We start from the raw sequence: 25,895 nt of genomic DNA on the forward strand, positions 1-25,895 counted from the left end.
CGCAGATGAGCCGCATTCCGCCGTTTGGTGGGCAATAGCCCGTATCGAGCCTCACGCCAATTGCAAAGATCGCCTGATGTTGCTCCCTATCGTGCTTCGCAAGAAATTGTCCGGCGGACTCGCCGCGATCATCGCGGCAGCGGTGGCGCTTGCACCGTTCGCGCCCGCTTCGGCGCAGCAGGGCAAGGGACCGCCGATCCTGCGCGACACCGAGACCGAGGTGCTGCTGCGCGAGTACACGCGGCCGATCCTGCGCGCGGCCGGTCTCGAGAAGCAGAACATCCAGATGGTCATCATCAATGATGGCTCGTTCAACGCATTCGTCGCCGACGGCCGCCGCATCTTCGTGAACTACGGCGCGATCATGCAGTCGGAAAATCCGAACCAATTGATCGGCGTGCTCGCCCACGAGACCGGCCATCTCGCCGGCGGTCACCTCGCCAAGCTGCGCCAGCAGCTCGCCACCGCGCAGACGCAAATGATCATCGCCACCATTCTCGGCGCCGGCGCGCTCGCGGTCGGTGCCCGCGGCGGCGGCAATAGCGGGCTGGCCAATGCCGGCGCCGCGACGCTGTCGGCGCCGGGTGAGGTCATCCGCCGCTCGCTGCTGTCCTATCAGCGTCAGCAGGAGGAGAACGCCGACCGGGCCGGCGTGAAATTCCTCAGCGCGACCGGCCAGTCGCCCAAAGGCATGTACGAGACCTTCAAGCGCTTCACCAACGAGAGCCTGTTCGCGGCCCGCGGCGCCGATCCCTATCTGCAATCCCATCCGATGCCCGCCGACCGCGTCGAGGCGCTGGAGGGGCTGGCGCGGCAGTCGCCCTATTGGGACAAGAAGGACGATGCCGCGCTGCAAATGCGCCACGACATGGTCCGGGCCAAGATCTCCGCCTTCATGGAGCGGCCGGACACCGTCGCCCGGCGCTATCCGTCCTCCGACAACAGCCTGCCGGCGCGCTATGCACGGGCGATCTCGACCTATCTCCACGGCGACCTGCGCAGCGCGCTGGGCCAGATCGACGCCCTGATCCAGGTGCAGCCCAGCAATCCCTATTTCTACGAGGTCCGCGGTCAGGCCCTGCTCGAAGGCGGCCGCCCGGCGGAGGCGATCGCGCCGCTGCGCAAGGCGGCGCAGCTCTCCAATAACGCACCGCTCATCAACATGTTACTTGGCCAAGCCTTGGTGGCGTCCGAGAACAAGGCCTACACTGAGGAGGCGATCTCGATCCTGCGCGCGGCGGTCGCGCGCGAATCCGAGGCGCCGCTCGGCTATTCCCAGCTCGCGATGGCCTATGGCCGTAAGGGCGACTATGCGGAGGCCGATCTGGCCTCGGCCCAGGCGGCTTTCCTGCGTGGCGACAACAAAACCGCGCGCGAACTCGCATCGCGCGCCAAGACGCGCTTTGCCGTGGGATCGCCGGGATGGGTCAAGGCCGACGACATCGTCGCATCAAAGCCACTTTCGAGCCAGTAGAACGAAGAGATTGCTGCTAACATCGACGCCGGAATACTCAGATACCACCCCAGCCCTCGCCAAGGACCCGATCATTTTGACCAAAAGGACCTCCTTCATGTCGTCATTCCGCACGCTCATTCCCGCGGCGTTGCTTGCGCTCTCGCTCTGCGCCCTGCCGCAGGTTGCGACGGCAGAGAGCTTCTCCGACAGCCAGCGGAGCGAGATCGAGACCATCGTCAGGAACTATCTCATCTCGCATCCCGAGGTGCTCGAGGAGGCGATGGCCGAGCTGCAGAAGCGCCAGACGGCAGCCGAGGCGGCCAAGCACGCAGCCGGCATCGCCAAGAACGCCGAGATGATCTTCAACTCGCCGCGGGGCGTCGTCGTCGGCAACAAGGATGGCGACGTCACCTTTGTCGAGTTCTTCGATTACAATTGCGGTTACTGCAAGCGCGCGATGCTCGACATGATGGAGCTGATGAAGAGCGATCCGAAGCTGAAGGTCGTGCTCAAGGAATTTCCGGTGCTGAGCCAGGGCTCGGTCGAGGCGGCCCAGGTCGCCGTCGCCGTGCGCATGCAGGCGCCGCAGAAATATCTCGACTTCCACCAGAAGCTTCTGGGGGGCCGCGGTCAGGCCGACAAGGCTCACGCGCTCGCCGTTGCCAAGGAGATCGGGCTCGACATGGCCCGCGTCGAGAAGGACATGGCAAGCCCGGAGGCCAAGGCGACGATCGAGGAGAACTTCAAGCTCGCCGAGGAGATGGGCATGAACGGCACCCCGAGCTACGTGATCGGCAAGCAGGTCGTGATCGGCGCCGTCGGCGTCGAGGGCCTGCGCGAGAAGATCAGCACCGCGCGTTGCGGCAAGGCGAGCTGCTGAGCGAAGCGATTGTGCGATCGAGGACGAAAGGCCGGCTGGATCAGCCGGCCTTTCGCTTTTGAACGGCGCGACGCGCACGCTTCTATGGAGAAAGCTTCATGCTCAGCCTCGTCCGCAGCGCCTCGCGGATGTGGTCCCGCGCAATCTTCTCGGCGCGGTCGGGATCGCGGGCTGCGATGGCCTCGATGAGCTCGGCATGCTCCGTGGCCGCCGTGCCGGGGCGTCCCTCTGCCGCGAAAGTCGTGGTGCCGAGCAGCGAGATCGCGACGTGCATGTCGGCCAGCGCGGAATCCAGATAGCGATTGCGTGCGGCACGCTGGATCGCCCCGTGCATGAGACGATTCAGCCGCGCCAACTCGGCCGCGTCCTCTCCACTCGCAAACCGCGCATGGAGGTCGCGGAGCGCCGCGATCTCGGCCGGCGCGGCATATTGCGCCGCGAGTCGTGCCGCCGCGCCTTCGAGGATCTCCCGCATCGCGTAGAGTTCGAGGATGTCGTTCTGGTCAAGGCTGCGCACGATCAAGCCGCGGCCGCCGGCCGGCTGCACCCAGCCCTTCGCCATCAGCCTGCCGAAGGCCTCCCGGACCGGCGTCCGGCTGACGTTCAGCCGCTGGGCGACCTCGTCCTCGCGCAGCCGGTCGCCCGCGCGATAGACGCCATTCTCCAAGGCCTGGCACAGCGCACGGAACACCGCCTCGCCGAGCGAGACGTTGTCGCGATCAATCGTGAACGTGCGCGTTTCGATGGACATGACCGCACTGTCTCACACCCTCGCTTTGAACAACAGCCGCTGTTGCATATTTTTGTATACAATAGTATACGAAATCGAGATCGTCATTCTCTCGGCGCACGACGTTCCGGCGGTCTCTGCGGGCGTCGCAGCCGAACAGCGAGCGTGCACAGCAGGAGGGGCCGGCCCGCCCGATCAGCCCTGCGTCGGGAACGAGGAGTCATGACGGCTGAGAACGATATTCCCGAGCATCCCGTGGCTTACGACGTCGTCGTCGCGGGCGGCGGCAATGCGGCGCTGTGCGCGGCCATCGCGGCCCGGCACGCCGGCGCCTCGGTGCTCGTGCTGGAAGCGGCCTCGAAGTTCTATCGCGGCGGCAATACGCGGCACACGCGCAACATGCGCTGTGCCCACGACACGGCGACGGCAACGTTGAGCGGCCCCTACACCGAGGACGAGTTCTGGGACGATCTGCTGCGCGTCACCGAAGGCCAGACCAACGAGCAGCTCGCGCGCATGATGATCCGCGAGTCCAAGGAGATGCTCGACTGGATCGTCGAGCAAGGCGTGCGCTTCCAGCCCTCGCTCGGCGGCACGCTGAGCCTGGGGCGGACCAACTCATTCTTCCTCGGCGGCGGCCGGGCCATGCTCAATGCGCTCTATCTCACCGCCGAGCGCCTCGGCGTCGACGTGCTGTACGAGGCCGAGGTGGTGGCGCTCGATATCGACTCCGATCGCTTTCGCGCGGCGATCATCCGGCAGCGCGACGGCAGGACGCGCATCCGCGGCAAGGCGCTGGTGGCCGCGGCCGGCGGCTTCGAATCCAACATCGACAGACTGGTGGAAGGCTGGGGCGAGATCGCGCGCAACTTTCTGATCCGCGGCACACCGAACAACCGCGGCACCGTTCTGGACATGCTGCTCGGCGCCGGCGTGGACAGCATCGGCGACCCGACCCAGTGTCACGCGGTGGCGATCGACGCGCGGGCGCCGAAATATGACGGCGGCATCATCACCCGGCTGGACTGCGTCGTGTTCGGCATCGTCGTCAACAAGCACGCGATGCGCTTCTACGACGAGGGCGAGGACGTCTGGCCGAAGCGCTATGCCATCTGGGGACGCCTGGTCGCGGCTCAACCGGACCAGATCGCCTACATCGTCTTCGACGCCAAATCCGCCAATCTGTTCATGCCGTCGCTCTATCCCGCGATCGAGGCCGCCAGCATCGCCGAACTTGCCGGCAAGCTCGGCCTCGATCCCGACGGACTGTCAGCCACGGTCGCCGCGTTCAACGCAGCGGTGCGCGACGGCAGCTTCAATCCCGACATCCTCGACGATTGCCGCACCGAGAACCTGACGCCGCCGAAATCGCATTGGGCACGGCGCATCGATACCGGTCCGTACTATGCTTATCCCGTGCGTCCCGGCATCACCTTCACCTATCTCGGCGTCCGGGTCGACCACGACGCCAGGATGATGATGAAAGCCGGAGGCTCGGCTCAGAACATGTATGCCGCTGGCGAGATCATGGCCGGCAACGTGCTCGGCCGCGGTTATGCCGCCGGCATCGGCATGACCATCGGCAGTGTGTTCGGACGTATTGCAGGCCGCGGAGCAGCAAGACATGCAGCGCAGTGAGGCGTTGACCGAGGCGGATCGCCTGATGACGATCTGCAACTCCTGCCGCTATTGCGAGGGCCTGTGCGCGGTGTTTCCGGCGATGGAGCTGCGGCGCTCCTTTTCCGGCGGCGATCTCAACTACTTGGCCAATCTGTGCCATTCCTGCGGGGCTTGCTATGTCGACTGCCAATTCTCGCCACCACACGAATTCGATGTTCGCGTCCCCTCCGTTCTGGCGCGTGTCCGGCACGAGAGCTACGCCGATTACGCCTGGCCGCGCACGCTGGCGCCGCTGTTCCGGCGCAACGGCCTCGCAGTGTCCCTGATCACCGTCGTCAGCATCGCCCTTTTCATCATCGGCTTCGTCGCGTTCAACGACCCCAGTGCCCTGCTTGCGAGCCGGCATGGTCCAGGCTCGTTCTACGCGCTGATGCCGCACACCACGATGGCCGCGCTGTTCGGCGCCGCCTTCCTGTGGGCGATCGTCGCCTTGATCCAGGGCGCGCGGGCGTTCTGGCACGACATGGGAGAACCGGCGTCGGTGTTGGCAGAGCCACGCCCGTTGCTATGCGCGATTCGCGATGCCGCGAGCCTGCGCTACCTCGATGGCGGCGGCGTCGGCTGCTACAATGAGGACGAGCGGCCGAAGGATGACAGGCGCTTCTATCACCACCTGACCTTCTGGGGCTTCCTGCTGTGCTTCGCATCGACCAGCGTCGCCACGCTCTATCATTTTCTGCTGCAACGAGAGGCGCCCTACCCGCTGTGGGATCTGCCGGTCGTCCTCGGTACGCTCGGCGGGATCGGCATCGTGATCGGGCCGCTGGGTCTTTATGCCGCGAAACGCAAGCGGGAGCCTGCGATGATGGATGAGGGCAGCCGCAGCATGGACGTCGCATTCCTCGCCATGCTCGGGCTCACCGGCGCAACCGGTCTCGCGCTTCTCCTGCTGCGCGAGAGCAGCGCAATGGGCGTGCTGCTGGCGCTGCATCTTGGTGCGGTGTTCGCGCTGTTCGTCACCCTGCCCTATGGCAAGTTCGTGCACGGCCTCTATCGATTTCTGGCGCTCGTTCGCTACGCCCGCGAGCGCCACTAACTATCCGGTTTGGTCATCCGGCGTTCATCAGCCTGAGCATTCGTTCATTTCGTCGCGACCGGTGACATTTTTTCGGAACCATCGGGCGCACGCGGAACGACTCCAATGTCCTGCCGTTGTCGGCGCGGGCAGTGCCACGACAGAGGAGGATCGAGGATGACTAATCGCTTGATGGTATCAGTTGCTGCAATCGCGCTACTGGCGGGTGCAGGCTTTGCTCATGCGCAGGGCGCGGGCGGTGCAGGCGGCGCGGGAGGCCAGTCCGGCGGCGCTGCGATGCAGGGCGGTGCGACCGGCGGCGCTTCTGGCGGAGCCTCGAGCGGTGGCATGAACGCGCCCGGCGGCGCGGCGATGAATCGGGACAGCGCCTCGCCGTCGGCCGGCGGCTCGTCCGACATGCGCTCGAGCCAGTCGGGTCAGAAATCGGGTGCCGAGACGAAGGGCCAGCGCGCCGAGGACGGCATGAAGGGCCCGAATTCGAAGAGCATGAGCTCCGAGAATGACAAGAGCGGCACCAAGAACATGAAGGCCGAAGGTCGCGAAGGCCGCGACAACAACATGAAGGCCGAGGGCCGCGACAGCAAGACCGGCACCAGCACCAACGCCGAGACCAAGACCGGCGGCGATCGCTCGCAGACCACCACCGGACAGGCCGGCGCAGGCGCCAAGCTCTCGACCGAGCAGCGCACCAAGATCACGAGCGTGATCCGCAGCCAGCGCGTCGAGCCGGTGACCAACGTCAACTTCAACATCTCGATCGGCACCCGGGTGCCGCGCGACGTTCGCTTCCACCCGCTCCCGACCGAGGTCGTGACGATCTACCCGCAATGGCGCGGATATGACTTCATCCTGGTTCGTGAGCAGATCATCGTCATCGATCCTCATTCCTACGAGATCGTGGCCGTTCTCGACACCTGATCCCCGACCAGGCAGGTGGTGGAGAAAAGGGGTGGGCAGCAATGCCTACCCCTTTATGCTGACTGATCACACGCCAGGCGTGCACCGGGCAGCCGGGCGTGGTTAACGAGCGATTTCGGGCACTTGGCAGGTTTTTTTCGTGTGACGGGCAAGCTGCCCCATCCCCACAGGCGGCGCCGAAAGGCTTCCCCTTGGCGGCTTTGTTACCTATAACGCCGCCCACTGCCGCCACACCGCCGGGATGGGAATGGCCGAAGACGCGAACAAGATGATCTACGTCCTCAACGGACCCACCCTCGACGTGCTGGGCACCTGCGAGCCGGAGATTGACGGCCGCGTCACGCTGGCCCATGTGGAGCGTCTGTCCATCGAAACGGCTGCCCGGTTCGGGCTGACGGCTGAGTGCCGCCAGTCCGATCATGCCGCGGTGCTGGTGGAGTCGCTCCACGAAGCCCGGGCCAAGGGGGTGGCAGGCATTGTTCTGAATACCGGCGCACACTCTGGCACCTCGGCTGCGCTTTTCGACGCGCTCATGGGGGTGAAGATCCCCACGATCGAGGTGCACATCGGCAACAGTCACGCTCGCGAGCGTTCCCGGCACCACTCTTTCACGGCCAAGGCCGCGTTTGCGTCAATTTCCGGCTTTGGAATCGACGGCTACCGACTCGCGATCACTGGCCTCGCTGCAAAGATTGGCGCCAAGTCCGCCCCGAAGACCGACATCATGGCGCAAGCCTGACGTCCTTCGCCCCACGTCACACAACGTTTCTGGATCACGATCATGGCGCCCCAGCCCGACGACAAGACCACGGCCAAGTCCGAAGACAGCCAGCTCATCCGCGAGTTGGCCGCGCTGCTGGATGAAACCAGCCTGACCGAGATCGAGCTCGAGCGGGCCGGCCTGCGCATCCGCGTCGCCCGCAACGTGACGGTCGCCGCCGCCGTGCCGTCCGCGATCTCGGCGGCAGCTGCGGCCGTTCCGGTGGTCGCCGCGGCCACGGCGGCCGCCGCCGGCGCCGACCTCTCGAAGCATCCCGGCGTCGTGCCGTCGCCGATGGTCGGCACCGCCTATTGGGCGCCGGAGCCCGGCGCCAAGCCGTTCGTCGAGGTCGGCTCCAAGGTGTCGGTCGGCCAGACCTTGATGATCATCGAGGCGATGAAGACGATGAACCAGATCCCGTCGCCACGCGCCGGCACGGTGACGCAGATCCTGGTCGAGGACGGCCAGCCGGTCGAGTTCGGCGAGCCGTTGGTGATCATCGAGTAAGGGCGCGAATGGCGAGTAGCGAAAGGTGCTGCTCCCTACTCGCCATTCGCTATTCGCCATTCGCTTCGTAGGACGCCATGTTCGACAAAATCCTCATCGCCAACCGCGGCGAAATCGCCCTTCGCATCCTCAGGGCCTGCAAGGAGCTCGGCATCTCCACCGTCGCGGTGCACTCCACCGCCGACGCGGATGCCATGCATGTCCGCCTTGCGGATGAGAGCGTGTGCATCGGGCCGCCGCCGTCGAAGGACAGCTACCTCAACATTCCCGCGCTGCTCGCCGCCTGCGAGATCACCGGCGCCGACGCGGTGCATCCGGGCTACGGCTTCCTGTCGGAGAACGCGCGCTTCGCCGAGATCCTCGCCGACCACAATCTGCATTTCATCGGGCCGAAGGCGGAGCACATCCGCCTGATGGGCGACAAGATCGAGGCCAAGAAGACCGCGAAGCGGCTCGGCATTCCCGTCGTTCCGGGCTCCGGCGGCGCCGTCACCCCGGACCAGGACGCGATGGCGATCGCCAAGGGGATCGGCTTCCCGGTGCTGGTCAAGGCCGCAGCCGGCGGTGGCGGCCGCGGCATGAAGGTGGCGCACACCGAGGCCGACCTGCAGCTGGCGCTGACCACCGCGGCCAACGAGGCCAAGTCGGCGTTCGGCGACGCCTCGGTCTATCTCGAAAAGTACCTGCAGAAGCCGCGCCACATCGAGATCCAGGTGCTCGGCGACGGCCGCGGCGGCGCCATCCATCTCGGCGAGCGCGACTGCTCGTTGCAGCGCCGCCACCAGAAGGTCTGGGAGGAAGGCCCCTCCCCGGTACTCGACGCAGCCGCGCGTGCGAAAATAGGCAACACCGTCGCCAAGGCGATGCAGGAGCTGAAATATATCGGCGTCGGCACCATCGAATTCCTCTACGAGGACGGCGAGTTCTATTTCATCGAAATGAACACCCGCATCCAGGTCGAGCATCCCGTCACCGAGATGATCACCGGCATCGATCTCGTGCTGGAGCAGATCCGCATCGCCGCCGGCGGCGACCTGCCGATGACCCAGGACCAGGTCGTCATCAACGGCCACTCGATCGAGTGCCGCGTCAACGCCGAGAACCCCGTCAGCTTCCGGCCGTCGCCCGGCAAGATCCAGCAATACCACCCGCCCGGCGGCCTCGGCGTCCGTATCGACTCCGCCGTGTACCAGGGCTACGTCATCCCGCCATACTACGACTCGCTGGTCGGCAAGCTGATTGTCCACGGCAAGAGCCGGGTCGAGTGCCTGATGCGGCTGCGGCGCGCGCTGGACGAAATGGTGGTCGACGGGATCGAGACCACGCTGCCGCTGTTCCGCGCGCTGGTGCGCGAGCCCGCCATCATCGATGGCGACTACCACATCCACTGGCTCGAGCAGTATCTGGCGGGTCAGAAGACCGACTGAGCCACCGTTTCGAAAAGTGGCCGCCGAGCCGGAACCTTCCGGCCGGCTCTGCGTTCTGCTCGGTCGGAGCAATTCCGCCAGGGGGCAGTGATTTTCAACGACATGCGAGTATGCGGTGGCGCCTGAGGCGAGACGAAGGCGCACGCTGGGTCAGGTCCTGCTGTTGTCGGCGGGATTTCTGGTGCTGGTCGTGGTCAGCACGGCCTCCGTGCTGCTGGTCAACAAGGCCAGGAGCGACAGCGGCTGGGTGGTGCATACCATCGAGGCCGAGAACCAGATCAATGCGCTGCTGCTGGAAGTGCGGCGCGCCGAGAGTGCGGTGCGCGCCTATGTGCTCACCCAGGGGCAGGAGTTCCGCGGGGATCACGAGGCCGCGGTCGCGGCGATCGGGCCCGTGCTCGACAAGCTGACCACGCTGGTGGCCGACAACCAGACGCAGGTGGAGAATCTCGGCCGCCTGCGCCGGGTCATCGAGACCCGGCTGGCGCAGTTCGATCGTGAGAAGGCCCTCGTCGCCTCGGGCGACCTCGCCGGCGCCGTCGCGCTGGTGCGCGACGCGGGCTCGACCCACAGCAGCAACCAGATGCGCAGGACAGCCGAGGCGATGCGCAGCGAGGAGGAGCGGTTGCTGGCACAGCGGACCGCCAATGCGGACGCGAGCCAGCAATTGGCGGCGATCGTGACGATCGCCGGGTCGGCGCTGGTCGTCGTGCTCGCCGTCATCTCGGTGCTGCTGGTGCGCCGCTCGACCCGCGCCCGCGACGACGCCGAGGCGCAGCTGCGCGAGAGCAACCTCAATCTGGAGGCCACCGTCGACGAGCGCACCGCCGATCTGCGCGAGGCCAACGAGGAGATCCAGCGCTTCGCCTACATCGTGAGCCACGACCTGCGCTCGCCGCTGGTCAACATCATGGGCTTCACCAGCGAGCTCGACGAGCTGCGCAACGACATCTTCCGGCGCATCGCGACGCTGGCGCGGGCCGTCTCGGCATCTCCTCCGCCGGCTGAAGGCGCCGAGCCGGAGCTCGAAGGCGCCGACAAGCAACTGTCGGACGATTTCTCCGAGGCGCTCGGCTTCATCAAATCGTCGATCGCCAAGATGGACCGCCTGATCACCGCGATCCTCAACCTGACCCGCGAAGGCCGCCGTGAATTCGTCCCCGTGCGCATCGACACAAGCGAGCTGATCGAGCAGATCGTCTCGACCCTTGCTCATCAGGCCGACGAGGCGCAGACCACCATCCGCGTCGAGCCCCTGCCCGCCATCGTCAGCGACCGCCTCGCGCTGGAGCAGATCTTCTCCAATCTCATCGACAACGCCATCAAGTACATGAAGCCCGGCGTTCCCGGCGACATCGCCATCCGGGCCCGAACCAAGCTGGGTTTCGCGATCTTCGAGGTCACGGATAACGGCCGGGGGATTGATCCCCGCGATCACCAACGTATCTTTGATCTGTTCCGCCGCGCCGGGACCCAGGACCGTCCGGGTCAGGGGATCGGATTGGCGCATGTGCGCGCGCTCGTGCGCCGGCTCGGTGGGACCATGTCGGTCGCGTCGGAGCTCGACCAGGGCAGCACGTTCACCATCACGCTCCCGATCAACTGGAACGTCTCAAACCGGAACTCAGACCGATGACCATGCCCGTGACGATCATCATGATCGAGGACGACGAAGGCCACGCCCGCCTGATCGAGCGCAACATCCGCCGCTCCGGCGTCAACAACGAGATCAAGCCGTTCACCAACGGTACAGATGCGGTGAAGTATCTGCTGGGTGCTGACGGCACCGGCCTCGATCACAAGGGGCACGCATTGCTGATCCTGCTCGACCTGAACCTGCCGGACATGACCGGCATCGACATCCTCAAGATGGTCAAGCAGAACAGCTTCCTGAAGAGCGCGCCCGTCGTCATCCTGACCACGACGGACGACAGCCAGGAGATCAAGCGCTGCTACGAGCTTGGCTGCAACGTCTACATCACCAAGCCGGTCAACTACGAGAGCTTCGCCAACGCCATTCGCCAGCTCGGCCTGTTCTTCTCCGTCATCCAGGTTCCACCCGCCGCATGAGCTCAGCCGCCCCCACGCTGCTCTACATCGACGACGACGCGGCGCTGGCGCGGCTGGTCGAGCGCGGGCTCAAGCGGCTCGGCTTCACCGTGGAGCATGCGCCGGACGGCAGCGCCGGGCTGCAGCGCATCGCACACGGCGGCATCGACGTGGTCGCGCTCGACCAGTACATGCCGGGGCTCGACGGGCTGGAGACGCTGGAGCGCATCATGGCGCTGCCCGATGCGCCGCCGGTGGTGTTCGTCACCGCCTCCCAGGATTCCAAGATCGCGGTGACGGCCCTGAAGGCCGGCGCAGCCGACTATCTCGTCAAGGACGTCCAGGGCGAGTTCATCCCGCTGCTGCAGGTCGCGGCCGAAGGCGCGCTACGCCAGGCCCGACTGCAGAAGGCGCGTGACGAGGCGGAAGCCGAAGTGCGGGCCTCGCGCGACCGCTACGCCGCTTTGGCGGCCGAGCGCGAAGTTCTGCTGCGCGAGGTCAACCATCGCGTCGGCAACTCGCTGCAGATCATCGCCTCGCTGCTGCATCTGCAGGCCAATTCGAGCACGCAGGACGACGTCAAGGCCGCCCTCACCAACGCCATGGGCCGCGTCGCCGCGGTGGCCCAGGTGCACCGCCGGCTCTACACGTCGCAGGATCTCAAGAGCGTGCTGCTGAACCAGTACCTGGACTCCCTGCTCGACGATCTGCGCCGGTCGGCCGAGGGCAACCGGATGTCGCGGCTCACCCTGAAGGCGGAGCCGGTCGAGATCGATCCGGACCGCGCGGTCGCGATCGGCATCGTGGTCAACGAGCTGGTGATGAACGCGGTCAAATACGCTTATCCCGACGGCCCCGGCCCGATTCACGTCGAGCTGAAGCTCGCCGGCGACGACATCGTGCTGTCGATCGCCGACAATGGCGTCGGCCTCAACGCCACCAGCGACCCGCGTTCGACCGGCATGGGCCAGCGCATCGTCAGCGCCATGGCGACCAAGCTGGATGCGACGGTGGAGCCCGATCCGAGCCATCACGGCACCAAGATCGTCGTGCGCTTCCGCTTGACCAAGGATGCGCCGAAGCCGGCCGCCGCCGCGATGGGCTGAGCCCACGGCAGGAATGCCGGCTGCGGCCAACGGACCATCGCGCCGGCTTCGACATCCTGCTAGACTGAAGGGATGAATTCGCGCGACTCCGCAGCGTCCGAGATCACGCCCGAGGTCCTGCTGCGTGCCTATGCCTGCGGCATCTTCCCGATGGCCGAAAGCGCCGACGACCCGACCTTGTTCTGGGTCGAGCCGGAGTTGCGCGGCGTCATCCCGCTCAACGGCTTCCGCGTCGCGTCACGGCTCGCCCGCACGGTCCGCTCGGATGCCTTCTCCGTGACCGTGAACCAGGCCTTCAAGGCCGTCATGGATGGCTGCGCCGAGCCGCAGCCAGGGCGCGAGGACACCTGGATCAACCGGCGCATCCGCGAACTCTACAGCGGCCTGTATGCGCTCGGCCATTGCCATAGCGTCGAATGCTGGCAGGACGGCGAGCTGGTGGGCGGCCTCTACGGCGTCAGCCTCGGCCGCGCGTTCTTCGGCGAGAGCATGTTCCACCGCGCCCGAGATGCGTCGAAGGTGGCGCTGGTGCACCTGGTGGCACGCCTGATCGCAGGCGGCTTCGAGCTGCTCGATACCCAATATGTCACCGAGCACCTCAAGACGTTCGGCGCGGTCGAGATCCCGCGCCGGCGCTACACCGTCCTGCTCGAAAAGGCCTTGCAGGGGCCAGCCGCCAACTTCCTTCGGCTCCCCGTCGACCGGCCGCTCTCGGGAACCGATGCGCTCGCGATCATCGCCGGGCGCGGCTGAGGCCGCTATCGGAACACGCCGCCGAACGGTCCACCCGCCTGGGGCGGCGGAGGTGGCGGCGGCACCTGCTGGGTCTGGTACTGCGGCGGCGGACGCGGCGCCGCCTGCTTCTGCTGCGGCGGCCGCTTCTGGGCAGGCTGCGGCGCAGCAGGCTTCTGATCCGGCGCGGCACTGACCACGGTGGTCTGCGGCTCTTTGCAGTCGACCAGCCAGATGTCGTAGATCGGGTGCTCGACGCCGTGCAGACCGGGGCTGGCCGCAAACATCCAGCCCGAGAAGATCCGCTTCACCTCGCCCTGCAGGGTGATCTCATCCACCTCTACGAAGGCGTCCGTGTTTGCAGCCTCGGTCGCCGGGCGCGTGTAGCAGGCGTCGGTCTTCACCCGGAGCGCGCCAAACTGCACGGTCTCACCGACTTCCTCATCGAAGTTGATGATGCGGCCGGTGATCTTGTCCAATCCGGAGAAGCTCGCCTTCTTGTTCACGATCTTCTGCGCGGGCGGCTCGGTCACGACCTCGTCCCCCGGCTGAATGGTCGCCGGCGTCTGCGGCACCGCGCCGTTCGGCGGGATCGCCGCGTTCTGGGGCGCGCCACGGGGCGGCGCCGGCCGCTGACCGGGCTGGCCGGGCGGCGCGGCCGCGACGGGCGGATTGTTCTGCGGCAGGACGGTCATTCCAGGCGGCGGCGCCAGCGGCTGCGACTGAACCGGGCCCGGAAGGGCGGCGCCCTGCCCCGGCGGCGGGCGAGTCGGCGCCGGCAGCACGCGGCCCTGCGGCAGTTCGGGGATCTCCTCCTCTTCCTCCGGCGGCGGGATCGGTTCCCCGCGCCGCGGAATGTTGCCCGGCGGGCGAGGCACGGGATCGGAGAAAATAGTACCGATCTGCGCGCGTGCGGGCACGGCCAGCGCGAGGGATGTGGCGGCCAGGAACGCCGCGATACCGGTCAGGACGATTGTTCGGTGCATCTCGCGCGGCTTTATCAGGCGAATCGGGGTTCGGGACAATCAAATCGCGTCATGACCCATCCGCCGCTCTCGATCAGCCCTCCCGTTAACATGCCGAATACGGCGGGGGAAGGGCGACTTACCAGCGCACCGCGAGGTGGTCATCTGGTTCATCCAATGAGATAGTTGCATGATCAGAAGATAGCGTGAAACCAACACGCAACAAGGCCGCAGGCGCTGCAAGCCGGGGCCAAGGGAAGGAAGCACATGCCTGATTCGATTCGTCTCGACGGCCGGGTGGCCGTCGTCACCGGCGCGGCCGGCGTGATCGGCACGGCGACCCTGCAACGGCTGGCGGCGCGCGGCGCCCGCATCGTCGCAGTCGACCGCCGCGAGCAGGATCTGAAGGCCGCCATCGGCGATCTGCCCGCGAGCGCCGAGGCGATGGCCATTGCCGCAGATGTCACTGACGAGGCCGAGGTGGCAGCGTATGTGCGCAGCGCCTGCGAGCGCTTCGGGACCATCGACGTGTTCTTCAACAATGCCGGCATCGAAGGCGAGATCAGGTCGATCACCGACTATCCGCTCGAGACATTCCGCCGCGTGCTCGACGTCAACGTGGTCGGCGTGTTCCTCGGTCTCAAGCATGTGCTGCCTGTGATGCTGAAGCAGAACCGCGGCTCGATCATCAACACCGCCTCGATCGCCGGCCTGATCGGCTCGCCGCAGATCGCGGTCTACAGCGCCAGCAAGCACGCGGTGATCGGACTGACCAAGAGCGCGGCGTGGGAATGCACCGGCACCAATGTCCGCGTGAACTGCATCTGCCCCGGCCTGATCGACAGCCGCATGCTCAGCGCGATCATCGAAGGCCGCAGCGGCGCTGCCGTTCCGATCGAGAAGGTCGTGGACCGCGTCCCGGCACGACGGCTCGGCCAGGGCGCGGAGGTCGCGGCGATCGTCGCCTTCCTCGCCTCCGACGATGCGAGCTACGTCTCCGGCGCTGCCTACACCGTCGATGGCGGCCGCACTGCCGCCTGACACCCCCCTCACCTCACCCGCTTGCTCAACTCGACAGGTCCGTTGCCCATGCCCGTTCAGCTCGATGCCGATGCCGCTGCCGTCTACAAGGCGTTCCAGGAGGCCGGCAGGCCCGCTTATGAGTCGCTGACCCCACAGGAGGCGCGAGACTACTATCTGGCTGCGCGCGTCGTGAGCAATCCTGAGCCGCCCGAGCTTGCGGACGTCCGGGAGCTCGCCATCCCTGCCCCGCACGGCGCGATCCCGGCACGGCTCTATCGGCCCAAGACGGTGCGCCAGACCAATGGCCTTGCACCAGGGCTGGTGTTCTTCCACGGCGGCGGCTGGGTGATCGGCAATCTGGACTCCCACGATGTGGCCTGCCGTGCGCTGGCCCATGAAGGCGAGCTGATCGTGATCTCGATCGACTACCGCCTCGCACCGGAGCACAAGTTCCCGGCTGCGGTCGACGACTGCCTCGCGGCGACACGATGGGTGGCTGATAACGCGGCCTCGCTCGGCATCGACGCCTCGAGGCTCAGCGTCGGCGGCGACTCCGCGGGCGGCAACCTCGCCGCGGTCGTCGCGCTGTCGGCACGTGACGGCAAAGGGCCCAAGCTGTCCGGCCAGGTGCTGATCTATCCGGCCACCGACTTTGCGATGAGCCATCCCTCGCACAGCGAGCCCGAGACCAGCGTGCTGCTGACGCATTCGGTGATCCGCTGGTTTCGTGATCACTATCTCAATAGCGCGGCCGACATTCACGACTGGCGCGCCTCGCCGGCCAAGGCGGAGACGCTGGCCGGCCTGCCGCCCGCCTATGTGCTGACGGCGGGCGCCGATCCACTTCGCGACGAAGGCGACGACTATGCGCGCCGCCTGCGCGAAGCCGGCGTACCCGTGACGCACCGGACGCATCCGGGTCAATTCCACGGCTTCTTCACCATGGGCAAGCTGCTCGAGCAGGCCAATGTCGCAGCGCGCGACATCGGCGCCTGGCTCAAGCAGCTCGATCGTCCGAGCGGCGTCTGAGATCGCGCTGCCCCACGCACTGCAGCCGACGTCGCGTTGGCCGGCCTTGCCGGCCAGCGCGGCCAACTTATCTCGTTGATCGCAGTTGGAGACCGCGCATGAAGACCGTGAACCTCGCCGACAAGCTGAGCCAGTTCGCGAGCCATTGGGACCCGCACGTGGTCGCGGACTACAACGACAATGACGTGATGGTCGTGAAGTTCATCGGCGAATTCCCGTTCCACAAGCATGACACGACGGATGACTTCTTTCTCGTTCTCGAAGGCGAGATGGAGATGGACATCCAGGGAGAGCCCTCGCGGACGGTGAAGGCTGGCGAGTTGTTCGTCGTCCCCAAGGGCGTCGTTCACCGTCCGCGCGCGGCAAAGGAAGTCAAGGTGCTCCTGATCGAACCCAAGGGCGAACCGAATTCCGGCGACGCCGACCGCGAACCCGCGCCAAAGCCGCGGATCTGACGCGCCGGGAAAAGTCAGAGCTTCGGGCTTGAAGTATCCAATCCACAGGAACAGGCGAGCATGACAGACATGGAGACAATTCTGGAGATTGCGCTGGCTTGCTTCAGGCCCGAAGAGTGGGACGAGATCAAGCGGATCTGCACGGATCTGCACGACACCTAAGAGGAATGGCAGGCCAGCGCTCAGGAGGTCATCGATACAATCGAGAGCCACCCGAACGAGCGGGTCGTGAAAGTCATCCTGACCGCGGCCGAGCTTCGGAAGTGGCAGCGTGCGACCGGACGAAAAGTCGATGGCAAGGTTCGCTCCCAGCTCACCGCCAAGCGGGCCGGCAAGGCCGACATCGAGCCTTCAGAACCAGACCTCGCGCCCAGGTCCGACGCAGGTGACCACGGCTGACGTTGGTCGCCCAACGCGTTGTTGTGCATTGCGACGGGCTTGCGCCACGACCGTCCATGCACGAAACGAGGCGGAGCACCGCCGAAATGTCCGCTGTTTTTGCAACGCAACCGAGATAGTGTCCCGGCGTCGCGACAACGGCCCATGGTCGGCTGGCGCGCCCCACTCGGAATAGGATTGCCTCCAATGTTCGAACGTCTGACCCGCCAGCCCGATGATCCCCTGCTCGCTTTGATCGGCATCTTCAAGGCCGATCCGCGCGCCGACAAGGTCGATCTCGGCGTCGGCGTCTATCGCGACGAGGCCGGCAACTCGCCGATCTTCGGCGCGGTGAAGGCTGCCGAGCGATTGATCTGGGAGAGCCAGAGCAGCAAGGCCTATGTGGCGCCGGAAGGCGACCAGGCCTTCCTGGACCTGCTGTGGACGATGGTCGGCGGCAAGGCCTCACCGGTGCACGCCGCCGGCGTGCAGACCCCCGGCGGCTCGGGCGCGCTGCGGCTCGCCGCCGACCTGATCCGGCAGGCCGGCACCGGCAAGATCTGGCTCGGCCTGCCGAGCTGGCCCAATCACGCCGGGATCTTCGAAGCCGCAGGCCTCGCGATCGAGACCTACCCCTATTTCGATGTCGCCTCGCAGACCCTTCAGCTCGATCGCATGCTGGAGGCGCTGCGGCGCGCGGCGCCCGGCGATGCCGTCCTCATCCACGCCTCCTGCCACAACCCCACCGGCGCCCCGCTGGCCGCGCAGGACTGGGCCCGCATCACCGACGTGATCGCGACCCGTGGTCTCGTGCCGCTGATCGACTCGGCCTATCAGGGCTTCGGTGCCGGTCTCGACGGCGACGCCGCCGGGCTGCGCGGAATGATCGCGGCCGTCCCCGAGGCGCTGCTCGCGGTGTCCTGCTCGAAGTCCTTCGGCCTCTACCGCGAGCGGACCGGCGCGCTGTACGCCGTCGCCGCCGCGCAGGCCACGGCCGAGACGGCACGGTCCAATCTCGTCGCGCTCGCCCGGACCAGCTATTCCATGCCGCCCGACCATGGTTCGGCGATCGTGAAGACGATCCTCGGCACGCCGGAGCTGTACGCCGACTGGAGCAGCGAGCTCGAGACGATGCGCCAGCGACTGGCGGAGCTGCGCCACGCCTTCGCCGAGGCGCTCGGCGGCCGCTGGTCCAACACCGTCGCCATCGGCGTCCAGGAGGGCATGTTCTCGCTGCTGCCGGTGACGCCGGCGGAGGTGATGACCTTGCGCGAGAAGCACGGCGTGTACATGCCGACCTCCGGCCGCATCAACATCGCAGGCCTCAAGCTCGCCGACGTCGCGCGGGTCGCCGGCCTGTTCAAGTCGCTCTGAGGCGGCGAGCGTCGAGATGACCGGCGTGACCGAGGCGGTGGTGCAGGAGCGTCACAAGCTTTACGAAGACGCGATGGCGCTGACCTTGGGCACGCTGTTCGTGTCGCTCGGCATGCTCATCTATAGCAAGACATTGCTGCTGGTCGGCAGCACCGCCGGGCTGTCGCTGCTGCTGAGCTACGTCAGCGGCTACGGTTTCGGGGTCAGCTTCTTCCTGATCAACCTGCCGTTCTATGCGCTGGCGATCCGGCGCATGGGCTGGCCATTCACGATCCGCACCTTCGTGGCCGTCGCCCTGGTTGCGGTATTCTCGCGGCTGACGACGATTTGGGTCGACATCAGCCATATCGACCCGCTCTACGCGACCGTGATCGGCGCCGGCCTGACCGGGACCGGCCTCTTGATGCTGTTCCGCCATCGCACCGGGCTCGGCGGCATCAACATCCTCGCGCTCTATCTGCAGGAGCACTGGAAGATCCGTGCCGGCTACTTCCAGCTCGCGGTGGATGCGCTCATCATGATCGTCGCGTTCTTCGTGATTCCGGTCGACCGGCTGGCCCTGTCGGTCCTGGGCATCGTGATCGTCAATGTCATCATCGCCATCAACCACAAGCCCGGGCGCTACATGGCGCTGAGCTGAGGCGCCCCATACGGCCACCCGCGCCGGATGCCGCACTGCCGCGCCGCACCTTGCCAGACGGCTCATTCCATGGGATGAAAGCTCTGGTATGCCAGCAATCGAGGCAATGGGTTACCGCCTCCGTCCGCCCCTCCGGGGCGTCTGACGGGCCTCCTCGGTGCGGCTGGATCACCAATAAGAAAAGCAAACGCACAATCTCAAGCCAATCTCTGGGGAGACCAAGGCATGGCACGCAATATCCTGATTCTCGGAGCCTCCTATGGCTCCCTCCTCGGCACCAAGCTGCTGATGGCCGGCCACAACGTGACGCTGGTCTGCCGCAAGAAGACCGCCGAACTGATCAACCGCGAAGGCACGGAAGTCCGCATCAAGCTGCGCGACGAGCCGGCTCACCGTTCCATCTTCTCGCGCGATCTGCCCGGCAAGCTCGACGCCGCCACGCCCGACAGTGTCGACCTGTCGCGCTATGACCTCGTCGGCCTGGCGATGCAGGAGCCGCAATACACCAACCACACCATCCGCGTGCTGATGGTCAAGATCGCCGAGGCCAAGCTGCCGTGCCTCTCGATCATGAACATGCCGCCGCTCCCCTACCTCAAGCGCATCCCGGCGCTGGCCGACAGCGATCTCGAAGAGGCTTACACCAACGCCCAGGTCTGGGAGCGCTTCACCCCTGGTCTGGTAACACTGTGCTCGCCGGATCCGCAGGCGTTCCGTCCGCCGGAGGAAGGCGCCAACGTGCTGCATGTCGGCCTGCCGACGAACTTCAAGGCTGCCGCCTTCGAGGACGAGAAGCACAACGCACTGCTGCGCGAGCTGGAGCGCGACATCGATGCCGTCAGGCTCGATGGCCAGGACGTGCCGGTGAAGCTCAAGGTGTTCGACTCGCTGTTCGTGCCGCTGGCGAAATGGTCGATGCTGCTGACCGGCAACTACCGCTGCATCACGCGCGGCGAGCCGCAGGCGATCCGCGATGCCGTGCATGGCAATCTCGCTCTGTCGAAGTCGATCTACGAGCATGTCGACGCGATCGCGCGCAAGCTCGGCGCCGATCCGAGCGACCAGGTGCCGTTCGAGAAATACGCCAAGGCCGCCGAGAGCCTGCTCAAGCCGTCCTCCGCGGCGCGCGCGGTCGCCGCCGGTGCCCCCTTCATCGAGCGCGTCGACCTGCTGGTGAAGCTGATCGCGCAGCAGATCGGCATGCCCAGCGCCGAGATCGACCAGACGGTGCAGACCGTCGATTTCAAGCTCAACGAGAAGATCGTGCTGGGCGGCTCGACCGCGCAGTGACGCACGCGCTGCGGTCGGCGCCCGCAAAGCTGGGGGCGCGACATCGTCCGTAACGAGATGTGACTTTGCAGGAACGCGCGACCATCGCATGGTTCGCGCGTTCTTTGATTCACATCGTTCGGAATGAAGATGCCGCCCTCCGGGCCTCTCGCTCTCCCCCTGCAGGCTCTGAGCTGGCTCGGCAACCAGGGCACGCGCGCGATCGTCGCGGTGCTGCTGGCGGCGATCGCGGTGCCGCCGCTCGGCGAGCTGGCGCGGCCCTACGTCACCGAAGCGATTTTTCTACTGCTCTGCATCTCGTTCATGCGCGTCGACGTCGCGATGCTGCGCGCCCATCTGCGCCGCCCGCTGCTGGTGGTGGCGGCGACCGCCTGGACCACCATCGCCGTGCCCGGCCTCGTCGGCAGCATCGCGCGCCTCACCGGCGCCGATGCCGCCGCACCCGACCTCACCCTCGCGCTGATGCTGCAGGCGACGGCTTCGCCGATGATGGCCTCGCCGGCGCTCGCGGCCTTGATGGGACTCGACGCCACGCTGGTGCTGATCACGCTGGTGACCTCGACCGCGCTGGTACCGCTGACGGCGCCGGTGTTCGCCTATGTGTTCATGGGCGAGACCTTGTCGCTATCCCCGGCGACGCTCGGGCTGAAGCTCGCCGGCATTCTCGCCGGCGCGCTGGCTGCGGCCACCGCGATCCGCCTCGTCTTCGGCATTGAGACGATCCGCCGCCACCGCGCGCCGATCGACGGCTTCAACATCTGCATTCTGTTCGTGTTCGCTTCCGCCATCATGGCGCACTTTCTGGCAGATCTGCTGGCAGCCCCGTTCCGCATGCTGGGACTCGCGGTGCTCGCCTTCGCGGTGTTCTTCCTGCTGCTGGGGACCACGATGCTGCTCTTCCGCAACGCCGGCCGCGAGCGCGCGATGGCGCTGGGCATGATGGTGTCGCTGCGCAACATGGGGCTGATGCTGGCCGCGACCGAAGGCGCAATCCCGGGCACCACCTGGCTGTATTTCGCGATGAGCCAGTTTCCGATCCACCTGGCGCCGCAGCTGTTGCGCCCATTCGCCGAACGCCTGCGCGCTGCGCCACGTCCATCCGGTGAAAACGATCAGGCCTTGATCAGCCCTGCACGGGAATGAGGCAGCGCAGCATCACGGCGCCGCGGCCACTCGGTCATTAGGAAGGCTGCTATCAAGTCCGACATGCTTGTTGCTGGCGCGCACGGTCAACGCTACGCTCCGCGCGTTGGTGCAGGAGGAATATGTGACAACATCAGACGATCAGAAGATTTCGGAGGACCGCCGCGAGGCGCTGCGCTACGCGCTCGCGATCGGCTCCGGCGCCGCGCTGGCGTCGGCCATGACGACGACACCCGCATCGGCGCAGGCGGCCGGCGACAACACGCTCGACCGCGTGCGCGCCAACAAGGTGCTGCGCATCGCCGTGCTGCCGGGCGAGCTGCCCTATTTCAACAAGGACCTCGTGTCGGGCACCTGGTCCGGCTTCTCGATCGAGATGGCCAACGACATCGCCAAGCTGCTCGACGTGAAGCTGGAATATGTCGAGTCGACCTATGGCAATTCGGTGCTCGATCTGCAGGCCGGCAAGATCGATCTCGGCTTCGCGCTCAACCCGACGCCGCAGCGTGCGCTCGTGATCGACTTCTGCGGCACGGTGTTCCCGCATCCGTTCGGCGCCATGCTGAAGAAGGGCATGGAGGCGAAGACCTGGGCCGACATCAACAAGCCCGAGGTCAAGATCGCGGTCGACGTCGGCTCCGCCAACGAGGCCGTGGCCCGGCGCTTTGCGCCGAATGCGACCATCAAGTCGCTGAAGTCGCGCGACGAGGTGATGCTGGAGATGGCGTCGGGCCGCGTCGACGTCGTCGTCAACGCGCTGATCCTGGGGCTCACCGCGATCGCCAAGAACCCGAATCTCGGCACCTACAAGATCCTGCAATCGCCGTCGGTCGCCATCCCCTCGAGCATGGGCGTCCGCCGCGAGGCCGACAAGCGCTGGCGCGACTTCCTGGCGGTGTGGATCGACTACAACAGAGGCATCGGCCAGATGCGTGAATGGTTCGTCAAGGGCCTCGGCCTTGCTGGGGTCAAGGCCGAGGACGTCCCGGTCGAAGTGAATATCTGACGCCATCGCCACACGCACCGCCGTCATGGCGAGGAGCGCAGCGACGAAGCAATCCAGGGCTACGCGTGCCGCCCTGGATTGCTTCGCTGCGCTCGCAATGACGGTGAGGATGTTGCTACGCCGAGCCTCTCACGCCTTGTCGTAGCTCATGCCGCGCTCGAAGCGCCGGCCCACGAGCGTCGCCGGAAACAGGATCGCGAAGTAGATGATCGCGATGATGGTGTAGACTTCGAGCGGCCGGTAGGTGTCGGCGTTGATCAGCGTCGCGTTGTAGACGAGATCCGGCACCGCGATCACCGACACCAGCGAGGTGTTCTTCAGCTGCGTGACCGACTGGTTGACATAAGGCGCGAGCATCGGCTTCAGCGCCTGCGGCAGGATCACGAGCCGCATCATCCGCCACGGCCGCAGGCCGAGTGCGCGGGCGGCGTCCCATTGGCCGCGCGGCACGCTCTCGATGCTGCCGCGGATGATCTCGGCGTAGAACGCCCCGCCATACAGCGACAGCACCGTGACGGCCGCGACATGCGCGGGAATGTTGACGCCGATCACCACCGGAAACGCGTAGTAGAACCAGATGATCTGCACCAGCAGCGGCGTGCAGCGGAACAGCTCGATATAGGCGATCAGCAGCCAGTCGATGACCACGGGCCGTCCGAGGCGCACGATGCCGACGACGAGCCCGATGATCGTGCCGAGCAGGATGGTGCCGAGCGTGTAGGCCATGGTCCAGCCGAGCCCCACCCAGAACAGATGGCTGTACTTGGCGAGGATGGCGAAATCCCAGGTGTAGTTCATCGCAGCTCCGAGGTGGCGCGCTCGCGGCCCATCACAGATACCGGCCCGGAGCAAACGCCGAGGCGTCGAACGATGGCGCCTCGCCGGCGATCATCGCGGCGATCGCCGCGCCCGTGGCCGGCCCCGTGGTGAAGCCGATGTGCTGATTGCCGAATGCAAGCCACAGGCCGGAATGTCGCGGTGCCGCCCCGATGATCGGCAGCGAATCCGGCAGGCTCGGTCGCGACCCGCGCCAGGGCTGCGCCACCGCGTCACCGAACTCGACCACGCCGCGCGCCAGCGGCACCACCTGCTCGAGCTGGGAAAAGTTCGACGGCGCATCGCGATCGGTCAGCTCGACGCCGGAGGTCACGCGCACGCCGTTCTCCATCGGCGTCATCAGGAAGCTGCCTTCGGCATCATGGATCGGCCGCAGCAGCTGTCGCGAGGGGTTCGGCGCAAACTCCTGGTGATAGCCGCGCTCGAACGCCATCGGCACGCGATAGCCGAGCGGCCGCAGGATGTCCGGCGACCACGGCCCGAGCGCGACCACAACGTGACGGGCGCGGATCTCGCCGTCGCCGAGCACCACGCGCCAGCCGTCGCCGTCCGACGACAAGGCCCGGATCTCGGACTGCCTGAGCACGCCGCCCGCGCCCTCGAACATCCGCGCATAAGCCTTGGTCACGTTGCCGGGCGAGTCGACCGACGCCGTCTGGCTGTGCAGCAGGCCCACTTTGTAGACCGGCAGCATGTTCGGCTCGAGCGCCGAGATCGCCTGGCGGTCCAGCAACTCGCTCTTGATGCCGTACTCGGCCAGAAAATCCTGCTCGGCCTTGGCCGCGCCGAGCGCCTCGCTGCGCCAAGCCTTGAGCCAGCCGGTCTCGCGGATGCGCTGCGGCTCGCCCGATCGGACGATCCAGTCGCGATGGAGCTTCAGCGACGCGCCGATCAGGCCGTGCAGCGCGGTCGCGCGCGGCCTGACGCGGGACTCCACCGCATTGGCCAGGAAGCGCAGCACCCATTCGACGTTGCGCAGCGTCCATGCCGGATCCCAGCGCAGCGCCGCGCTGTTGTTGCCGAGATAGGACGGCAGCGCCCGAAACAGCGAGGGCTTGTTGAACGGCAGGATCGAGCCGGAGGAGAGAATGCCGGCGTTGCCGTAGGAGGTCTCCTCGCCCGGCGCCTTGCGGTCGACCAGCACCACCGACAGCCCGCGCTCGCGAATGGCGTAGGCCGCGGAGACGCCGACGATCCCGGCTCCCAGCACGATGACGTCTGCGGCCTGCGGAGGACTCTGCATTGATCTGAAATCCATCTACATCAGGGTCAGGCCGCCATCGACCGGCAGCACGGCGCCGGTGATGTGGCCGGCGTCTTTCGACAGCAGGAAGCCGACCGCGGCCGCGATGTCGTCCGGCTCGGCGAGCCGCGCCTGCGGATTGGCCGCGGCGGCCTTCTGCCAGGCCGCCGGATCGAGCGAGCCGAGCCGGCCTTCGTCCTTGCGGGTATAACCGGGCACGACGACGTTGGCGGAGCCGCCGGTTGCCGCGAGCTCGATGGCGAGACACTTCACCAGCGCCTCCAGCGCCGCCTTGGCGGCGGCCGACGCCGGAAAGGTGCCGCCCGGCACGAAGCGATGCGCAACGAAGCTGGAGATCGCGACGACCCGCGCCGCCCCGCTCTGCAGCAAGTCCGGCAGCGCCGCGCTCGCCAGCTCATGGAAGGCGGCCGGCATCACCGCCAGGGAACGATCGAGCCCGTCCCGCGGCAGGTCGCGAAAGCTGCGGCGATCCGCAAAGCCCGCGGCATGCACCAGCGCGTCGATGCGGCCGAACGTGGTCCGCGCCGCCATCGCCAGCTCGGTCGCGACACCGGGCTTCGCCAGGTCGCCGCAATGGAAGCCGACCTCGGCACCGGCCTGCCGGCACGCCGCGGCGACATCGCGCAGACGCGCGAGCCCGGCGTCGTCGGCGCCTTGCCCGTGCAGCATCAGTCCCTGCCCAGGCGCGGCCACGCGGCGCGCCACGGCAGCGCCGATGCCGGCTCCGCTGCCGGTGATGATGGTGACACGCATCGCGTCCTGATCCGCCCCTCGGTTTCGCGGGGCGAACTATAGGTCTCACGCCTGCCGATGCCAACACGCGGACGGACATGCGCCGATGTCCGCCGCGCGGGACTGCATCACACCATCGGCTGTCAGAGAACCCAGCCCAGGCTCAGCACTTGGCGCCGACGCTGCAGGTCTTGGTCGATTGCGAGATCGTGCCGCCGGCCAGGCGACATGCGGCGGCGTTGGCGTTCACGCAGGCCACCTTCGCGGAGGTGCAGCCCGCATGGTCGTTCTTCACACATAGCGTCTCGCTGTAGGTGCTCAGAACGTTGCTGCCCTTCTTGCAGACACACATTCCGGTGACCTCGGCTTTCGCGGCAAAGGCGCGGTCGTGACTGCCGACCGAAACAGCAACAAACAAAATCAGCGACAGAAATACACGCATCATATCCTCCATCGGGAGCGGCAATATACACACTAT

27 protein-coding genes are annotated in these 25,895 nt (G+C 66.5%); 21 read left to right on the top strand and 6 right to left on the bottom strand.

Annotated elements, in window-relative coordinates; genetic code table 11:
* Positions 1-76 precede the first annotated feature (76 nt).
* Together QXZ94_RS10245 and QXZ94_RS10250 are read left to right on the top strand one after the other, a co-directional pair.
* Positions 77-1,474, top strand: a complete 1,398-nt coding sequence (locus tag QXZ94_RS10245) for a M48 family metalloprotease (RefSeq protein WP_315720310.1) — start codon at positions 77-79, stop codon at positions 1,472-1,474.
* 97 nt (positions 1,475-1,571) lie between these two features.
* Positions 1,572-2,336: a DsbA family protein gene (locus tag QXZ94_RS10250; protein ID WP_315720311.1), complete on the top strand. Its 765-nt coding sequence runs from the start codon at positions 1,572-1,574 to the stop codon at positions 2,334-2,336.
* Positions 2,337-2,418: 82 nt separating this feature from the next.
* Here QXZ94_RS10250 and QXZ94_RS10255 read toward each other — a convergent pair whose 3' ends face one another.
* Positions 2,419-3,087: a GntR family transcriptional regulator gene (locus QXZ94_RS10255; RefSeq protein WP_315720312.1), complete on the bottom strand. Its 669-nt coding sequence runs from the start codon at positions 3,085-3,087 to the stop codon at positions 2,419-2,421.
* Between the two features lie 201 nt (positions 3,088-3,288).
* Here QXZ94_RS10255 and tcuA point away from each other — a divergent pair, with 201 nt between their 5' ends.
* From tcuA to aat, 10 genes are all read left to right on the top strand, one after another.
* Positions 3,289-4,704 carry an FAD-dependent tricarballylate dehydrogenase TcuA gene (gene tcuA, locus QXZ94_RS10260; RefSeq protein ID WP_315720313.1) on the top strand — a complete coding sequence of 472 codons (1,416 nt, stop codon included), beginning with the start codon at positions 3,289-3,291 and terminating at the stop codon, positions 4,702-4,704.
* Positions 4,691-5,782: a tricarballylate utilization 4Fe-4S protein TcuB gene (gene tcuB, locus QXZ94_RS10265; RefSeq protein WP_315720314.1), complete on the top strand. Its 1,092-nt coding sequence runs from the start codon at positions 4,691-4,693 to the stop codon at positions 5,780-5,782. The genes tcuA and tcuB overlap by 14 nt, the downstream gene beginning before the upstream one ends.
* A gap of 156 nt (positions 5,783-5,938) precedes the next feature.
* A complete protein-coding gene (locus tag QXZ94_RS10270; protein ID WP_315720315.1) occupies positions 5,939-6,700 on the top strand; it encodes a DUF1236 domain-containing protein in 762 nt (253 codons plus the stop codon).
* 247 nt (positions 6,701-6,947) lie between these two features.
* Positions 6,948-7,439: a type II 3-dehydroquinate dehydratase gene (locus tag QXZ94_RS10275; RefSeq protein WP_315720316.1), complete on the top strand. Its 492-nt coding sequence runs from the start codon at positions 6,948-6,950 to the stop codon at positions 7,437-7,439.
* A 42-nt stretch (positions 7,440-7,481) separates the two neighbouring features.
* A complete protein-coding gene (gene accB, locus QXZ94_RS10280; protein ID WP_315720317.1) occupies positions 7,482-7,967 on the top strand; it encodes an acetyl-CoA carboxylase biotin carboxyl carrier protein in 486 nt (161 codons plus the stop codon).
* A 77-nt stretch (positions 7,968-8,044) separates the two neighbouring features.
* Complete coding sequence (accC, locus tag QXZ94_RS10285) at positions 8,045-9,394, top strand: acetyl-CoA carboxylase biotin carboxylase subunit (protein ID WP_315720318.1); 1,350 nt, start codon at positions 8,045-8,047, stop codon at positions 9,392-9,394.
* 115 nt (positions 9,395-9,509) lie between these two features.
* Positions 9,510-11,030 (top strand): sensor histidine kinase, encoded by a 1,521-nt coding sequence (locus QXZ94_RS10290; RefSeq protein WP_315720319.1) that lies wholly within the window; start codon positions 9,510-9,512, stop codon positions 11,028-11,030.
* A complete protein-coding gene (locus QXZ94_RS10295) occupies positions 11,027-11,464 on the top strand; it encodes a response regulator (RefSeq protein WP_172109443.1) in 438 nt (145 codons plus the stop codon). The genes QXZ94_RS10290 and QXZ94_RS10295 overlap by 4 nt, the downstream gene beginning before the upstream one ends.
* Positions 11,461-12,549 carry a sensor histidine kinase gene (locus QXZ94_RS10300; RefSeq protein ID WP_315720320.1) on the top strand — a complete coding sequence of 363 codons (1,089 nt, stop codon included), beginning with the start codon at positions 11,461-11,463 and terminating at the stop codon, positions 12,547-12,549. The genes QXZ94_RS10295 and QXZ94_RS10300 overlap by 4 nt, the downstream gene beginning before the upstream one ends.
* Before the next feature lie 72 nt (positions 12,550-12,621).
* Entirely contained in the window at positions 12,622-13,302 is a 681-nt protein-coding gene (gene aat, locus QXZ94_RS10305) for a leucyl/phenylalanyl-tRNA--protein transferase (RefSeq protein WP_315720321.1), read from the top strand.
* A 5-nt stretch (positions 13,303-13,307) separates the two neighbouring features.
* Here the strand turns inward: aat and QXZ94_RS10310 are convergent, their stop codons facing one another.
* Entirely contained in the window at positions 13,308-14,267 is a 960-nt protein-coding gene (locus QXZ94_RS10310) for a DUF2155 domain-containing protein (protein WP_315720322.1), read from the bottom strand.
* 246 nt (positions 14,268-14,513) lie between these two features.
* On the opposite strand from QXZ94_RS10310, the gene QXZ94_RS10315 reads away from it, so the two are divergent.
* The 9 genes from QXZ94_RS10315 to QXZ94_RS10355 all read left to right on the top strand — a co-directional run bounded on the left by QXZ94_RS10315 (position 14,514) and on the right by QXZ94_RS10355 (position 22,584).
* The gene (locus tag QXZ94_RS10315) at positions 14,514-15,287 is read left to right on the top strand and encodes an SDR family NAD(P)-dependent oxidoreductase (RefSeq protein ID WP_172109447.1); all 774 of its coding nucleotides are present in this window, start codon (positions 14,514-14,516) and stop codon (positions 15,285-15,287) included.
* 48 nt (positions 15,288-15,335) lie between these two features.
* Positions 15,336-16,298, top strand: a complete 963-nt coding sequence (locus QXZ94_RS10320) for an alpha/beta hydrolase (RefSeq protein WP_315720323.1) — start codon at positions 15,336-15,338, stop codon at positions 16,296-16,298.
* 98 nt (positions 16,299-16,396) lie between these two features.
* Positions 16,397-16,753 carry a cupin domain-containing protein gene (locus tag QXZ94_RS10325; RefSeq protein WP_172109449.1) on the top strand — a complete coding sequence of 119 codons (357 nt, stop codon included), beginning with the start codon at positions 16,397-16,399 and terminating at the stop codon, positions 16,751-16,753.
* A gap of 228 nt (positions 16,754-16,981) precedes the next feature.
* On the top strand, positions 16,982-17,152 hold the full coding sequence (locus QXZ94_RS10330; protein WP_315720324.1) for a hypothetical protein: 171 nt from the start codon (positions 16,982-16,984) through the stop codon (positions 17,150-17,152).
* A gap of 186 nt (positions 17,153-17,338) precedes the next feature.
* Positions 17,339-18,505, top strand: a complete 1,167-nt coding sequence (locus tag QXZ94_RS10335) for an amino acid aminotransferase (protein WP_315720325.1) — start codon at positions 17,339-17,341, stop codon at positions 18,503-18,505.
* A 16-nt stretch (positions 18,506-18,521) separates the two neighbouring features.
* Positions 18,522-19,145 carry a YitT family protein gene (locus QXZ94_RS10340; RefSeq protein WP_315720326.1) on the top strand — a complete coding sequence of 208 codons (624 nt, stop codon included), beginning with the start codon at positions 18,522-18,524 and terminating at the stop codon, positions 19,143-19,145.
* Positions 19,146-19,370: 225 nt separating this feature from the next.
* Positions 19,371-20,435, top strand: a complete 1,065-nt coding sequence (locus tag QXZ94_RS10345; protein WP_315720327.1) for a ketopantoate reductase family protein — start codon at positions 19,371-19,373, stop codon at positions 20,433-20,435.
* Between the two features lie 129 nt (positions 20,436-20,564).
* The gene (locus tag QXZ94_RS10350; protein ID WP_315720328.1) at positions 20,565-21,578 is read left to right on the top strand and encodes a Na+-dependent transporter; all 1,014 of its coding nucleotides are present in this window, start codon (positions 20,565-20,567) and stop codon (positions 21,576-21,578) included.
* 124 nt (positions 21,579-21,702) lie between these two features.
* The gene (locus tag QXZ94_RS10355) at positions 21,703-22,584 is read left to right on the top strand and encodes a transporter substrate-binding domain-containing protein (RefSeq protein ID WP_315720329.1); all 882 of its coding nucleotides are present in this window, start codon (positions 21,703-21,705) and stop codon (positions 22,582-22,584) included.
* A 129-nt stretch (positions 22,585-22,713) separates the two neighbouring features.
* Here QXZ94_RS10355 and QXZ94_RS10360 read toward each other — a convergent pair whose 3' ends face one another.
* The 4 genes from QXZ94_RS10360 to QXZ94_RS10375 form a co-directional block, all read right to left on the bottom strand.
* Positions 22,714-23,382, bottom strand: coding sequence for an amino acid ABC transporter permease (locus QXZ94_RS10360; protein ID WP_172109456.1), 669 nt, complete (start codon positions 23,380-23,382; stop codon positions 22,714-22,716).
* 31 nt (positions 23,383-23,413) lie between these two features.
* Entirely contained in the window at positions 23,414-24,664 is a 1,251-nt protein-coding gene (locus tag QXZ94_RS10365; protein ID WP_315720330.1) for an FAD-dependent oxidoreductase, read from the bottom strand.
* Positions 24,665-24,679: 15 nt separating this feature from the next.
* Positions 24,680-25,438, bottom strand: coding sequence for an SDR family NAD(P)-dependent oxidoreductase (locus tag QXZ94_RS10370; protein ID WP_315720331.1), 759 nt, complete (start codon positions 25,436-25,438; stop codon positions 24,680-24,682).
* A gap of 142 nt (positions 25,439-25,580) precedes the next feature.
* Positions 25,581-25,871, bottom strand: coding sequence for a hypothetical protein (locus QXZ94_RS10375; RefSeq protein ID WP_315720332.1), 291 nt, complete (start codon positions 25,869-25,871; stop codon positions 25,581-25,583).
* Between the last annotated feature and the right edge of the window lie 24 nt (positions 25,872-25,895).

The organism is Bradyrhizobium sp. SZCCHNS2022, assembly GCF_032377575.1.
GTDB classification, from domain to species: Bacteria; Pseudomonadota; Alphaproteobacteria; order Rhizobiales; family Xanthobacteraceae; genus Bradyrhizobium; species Bradyrhizobium aeschynomenes.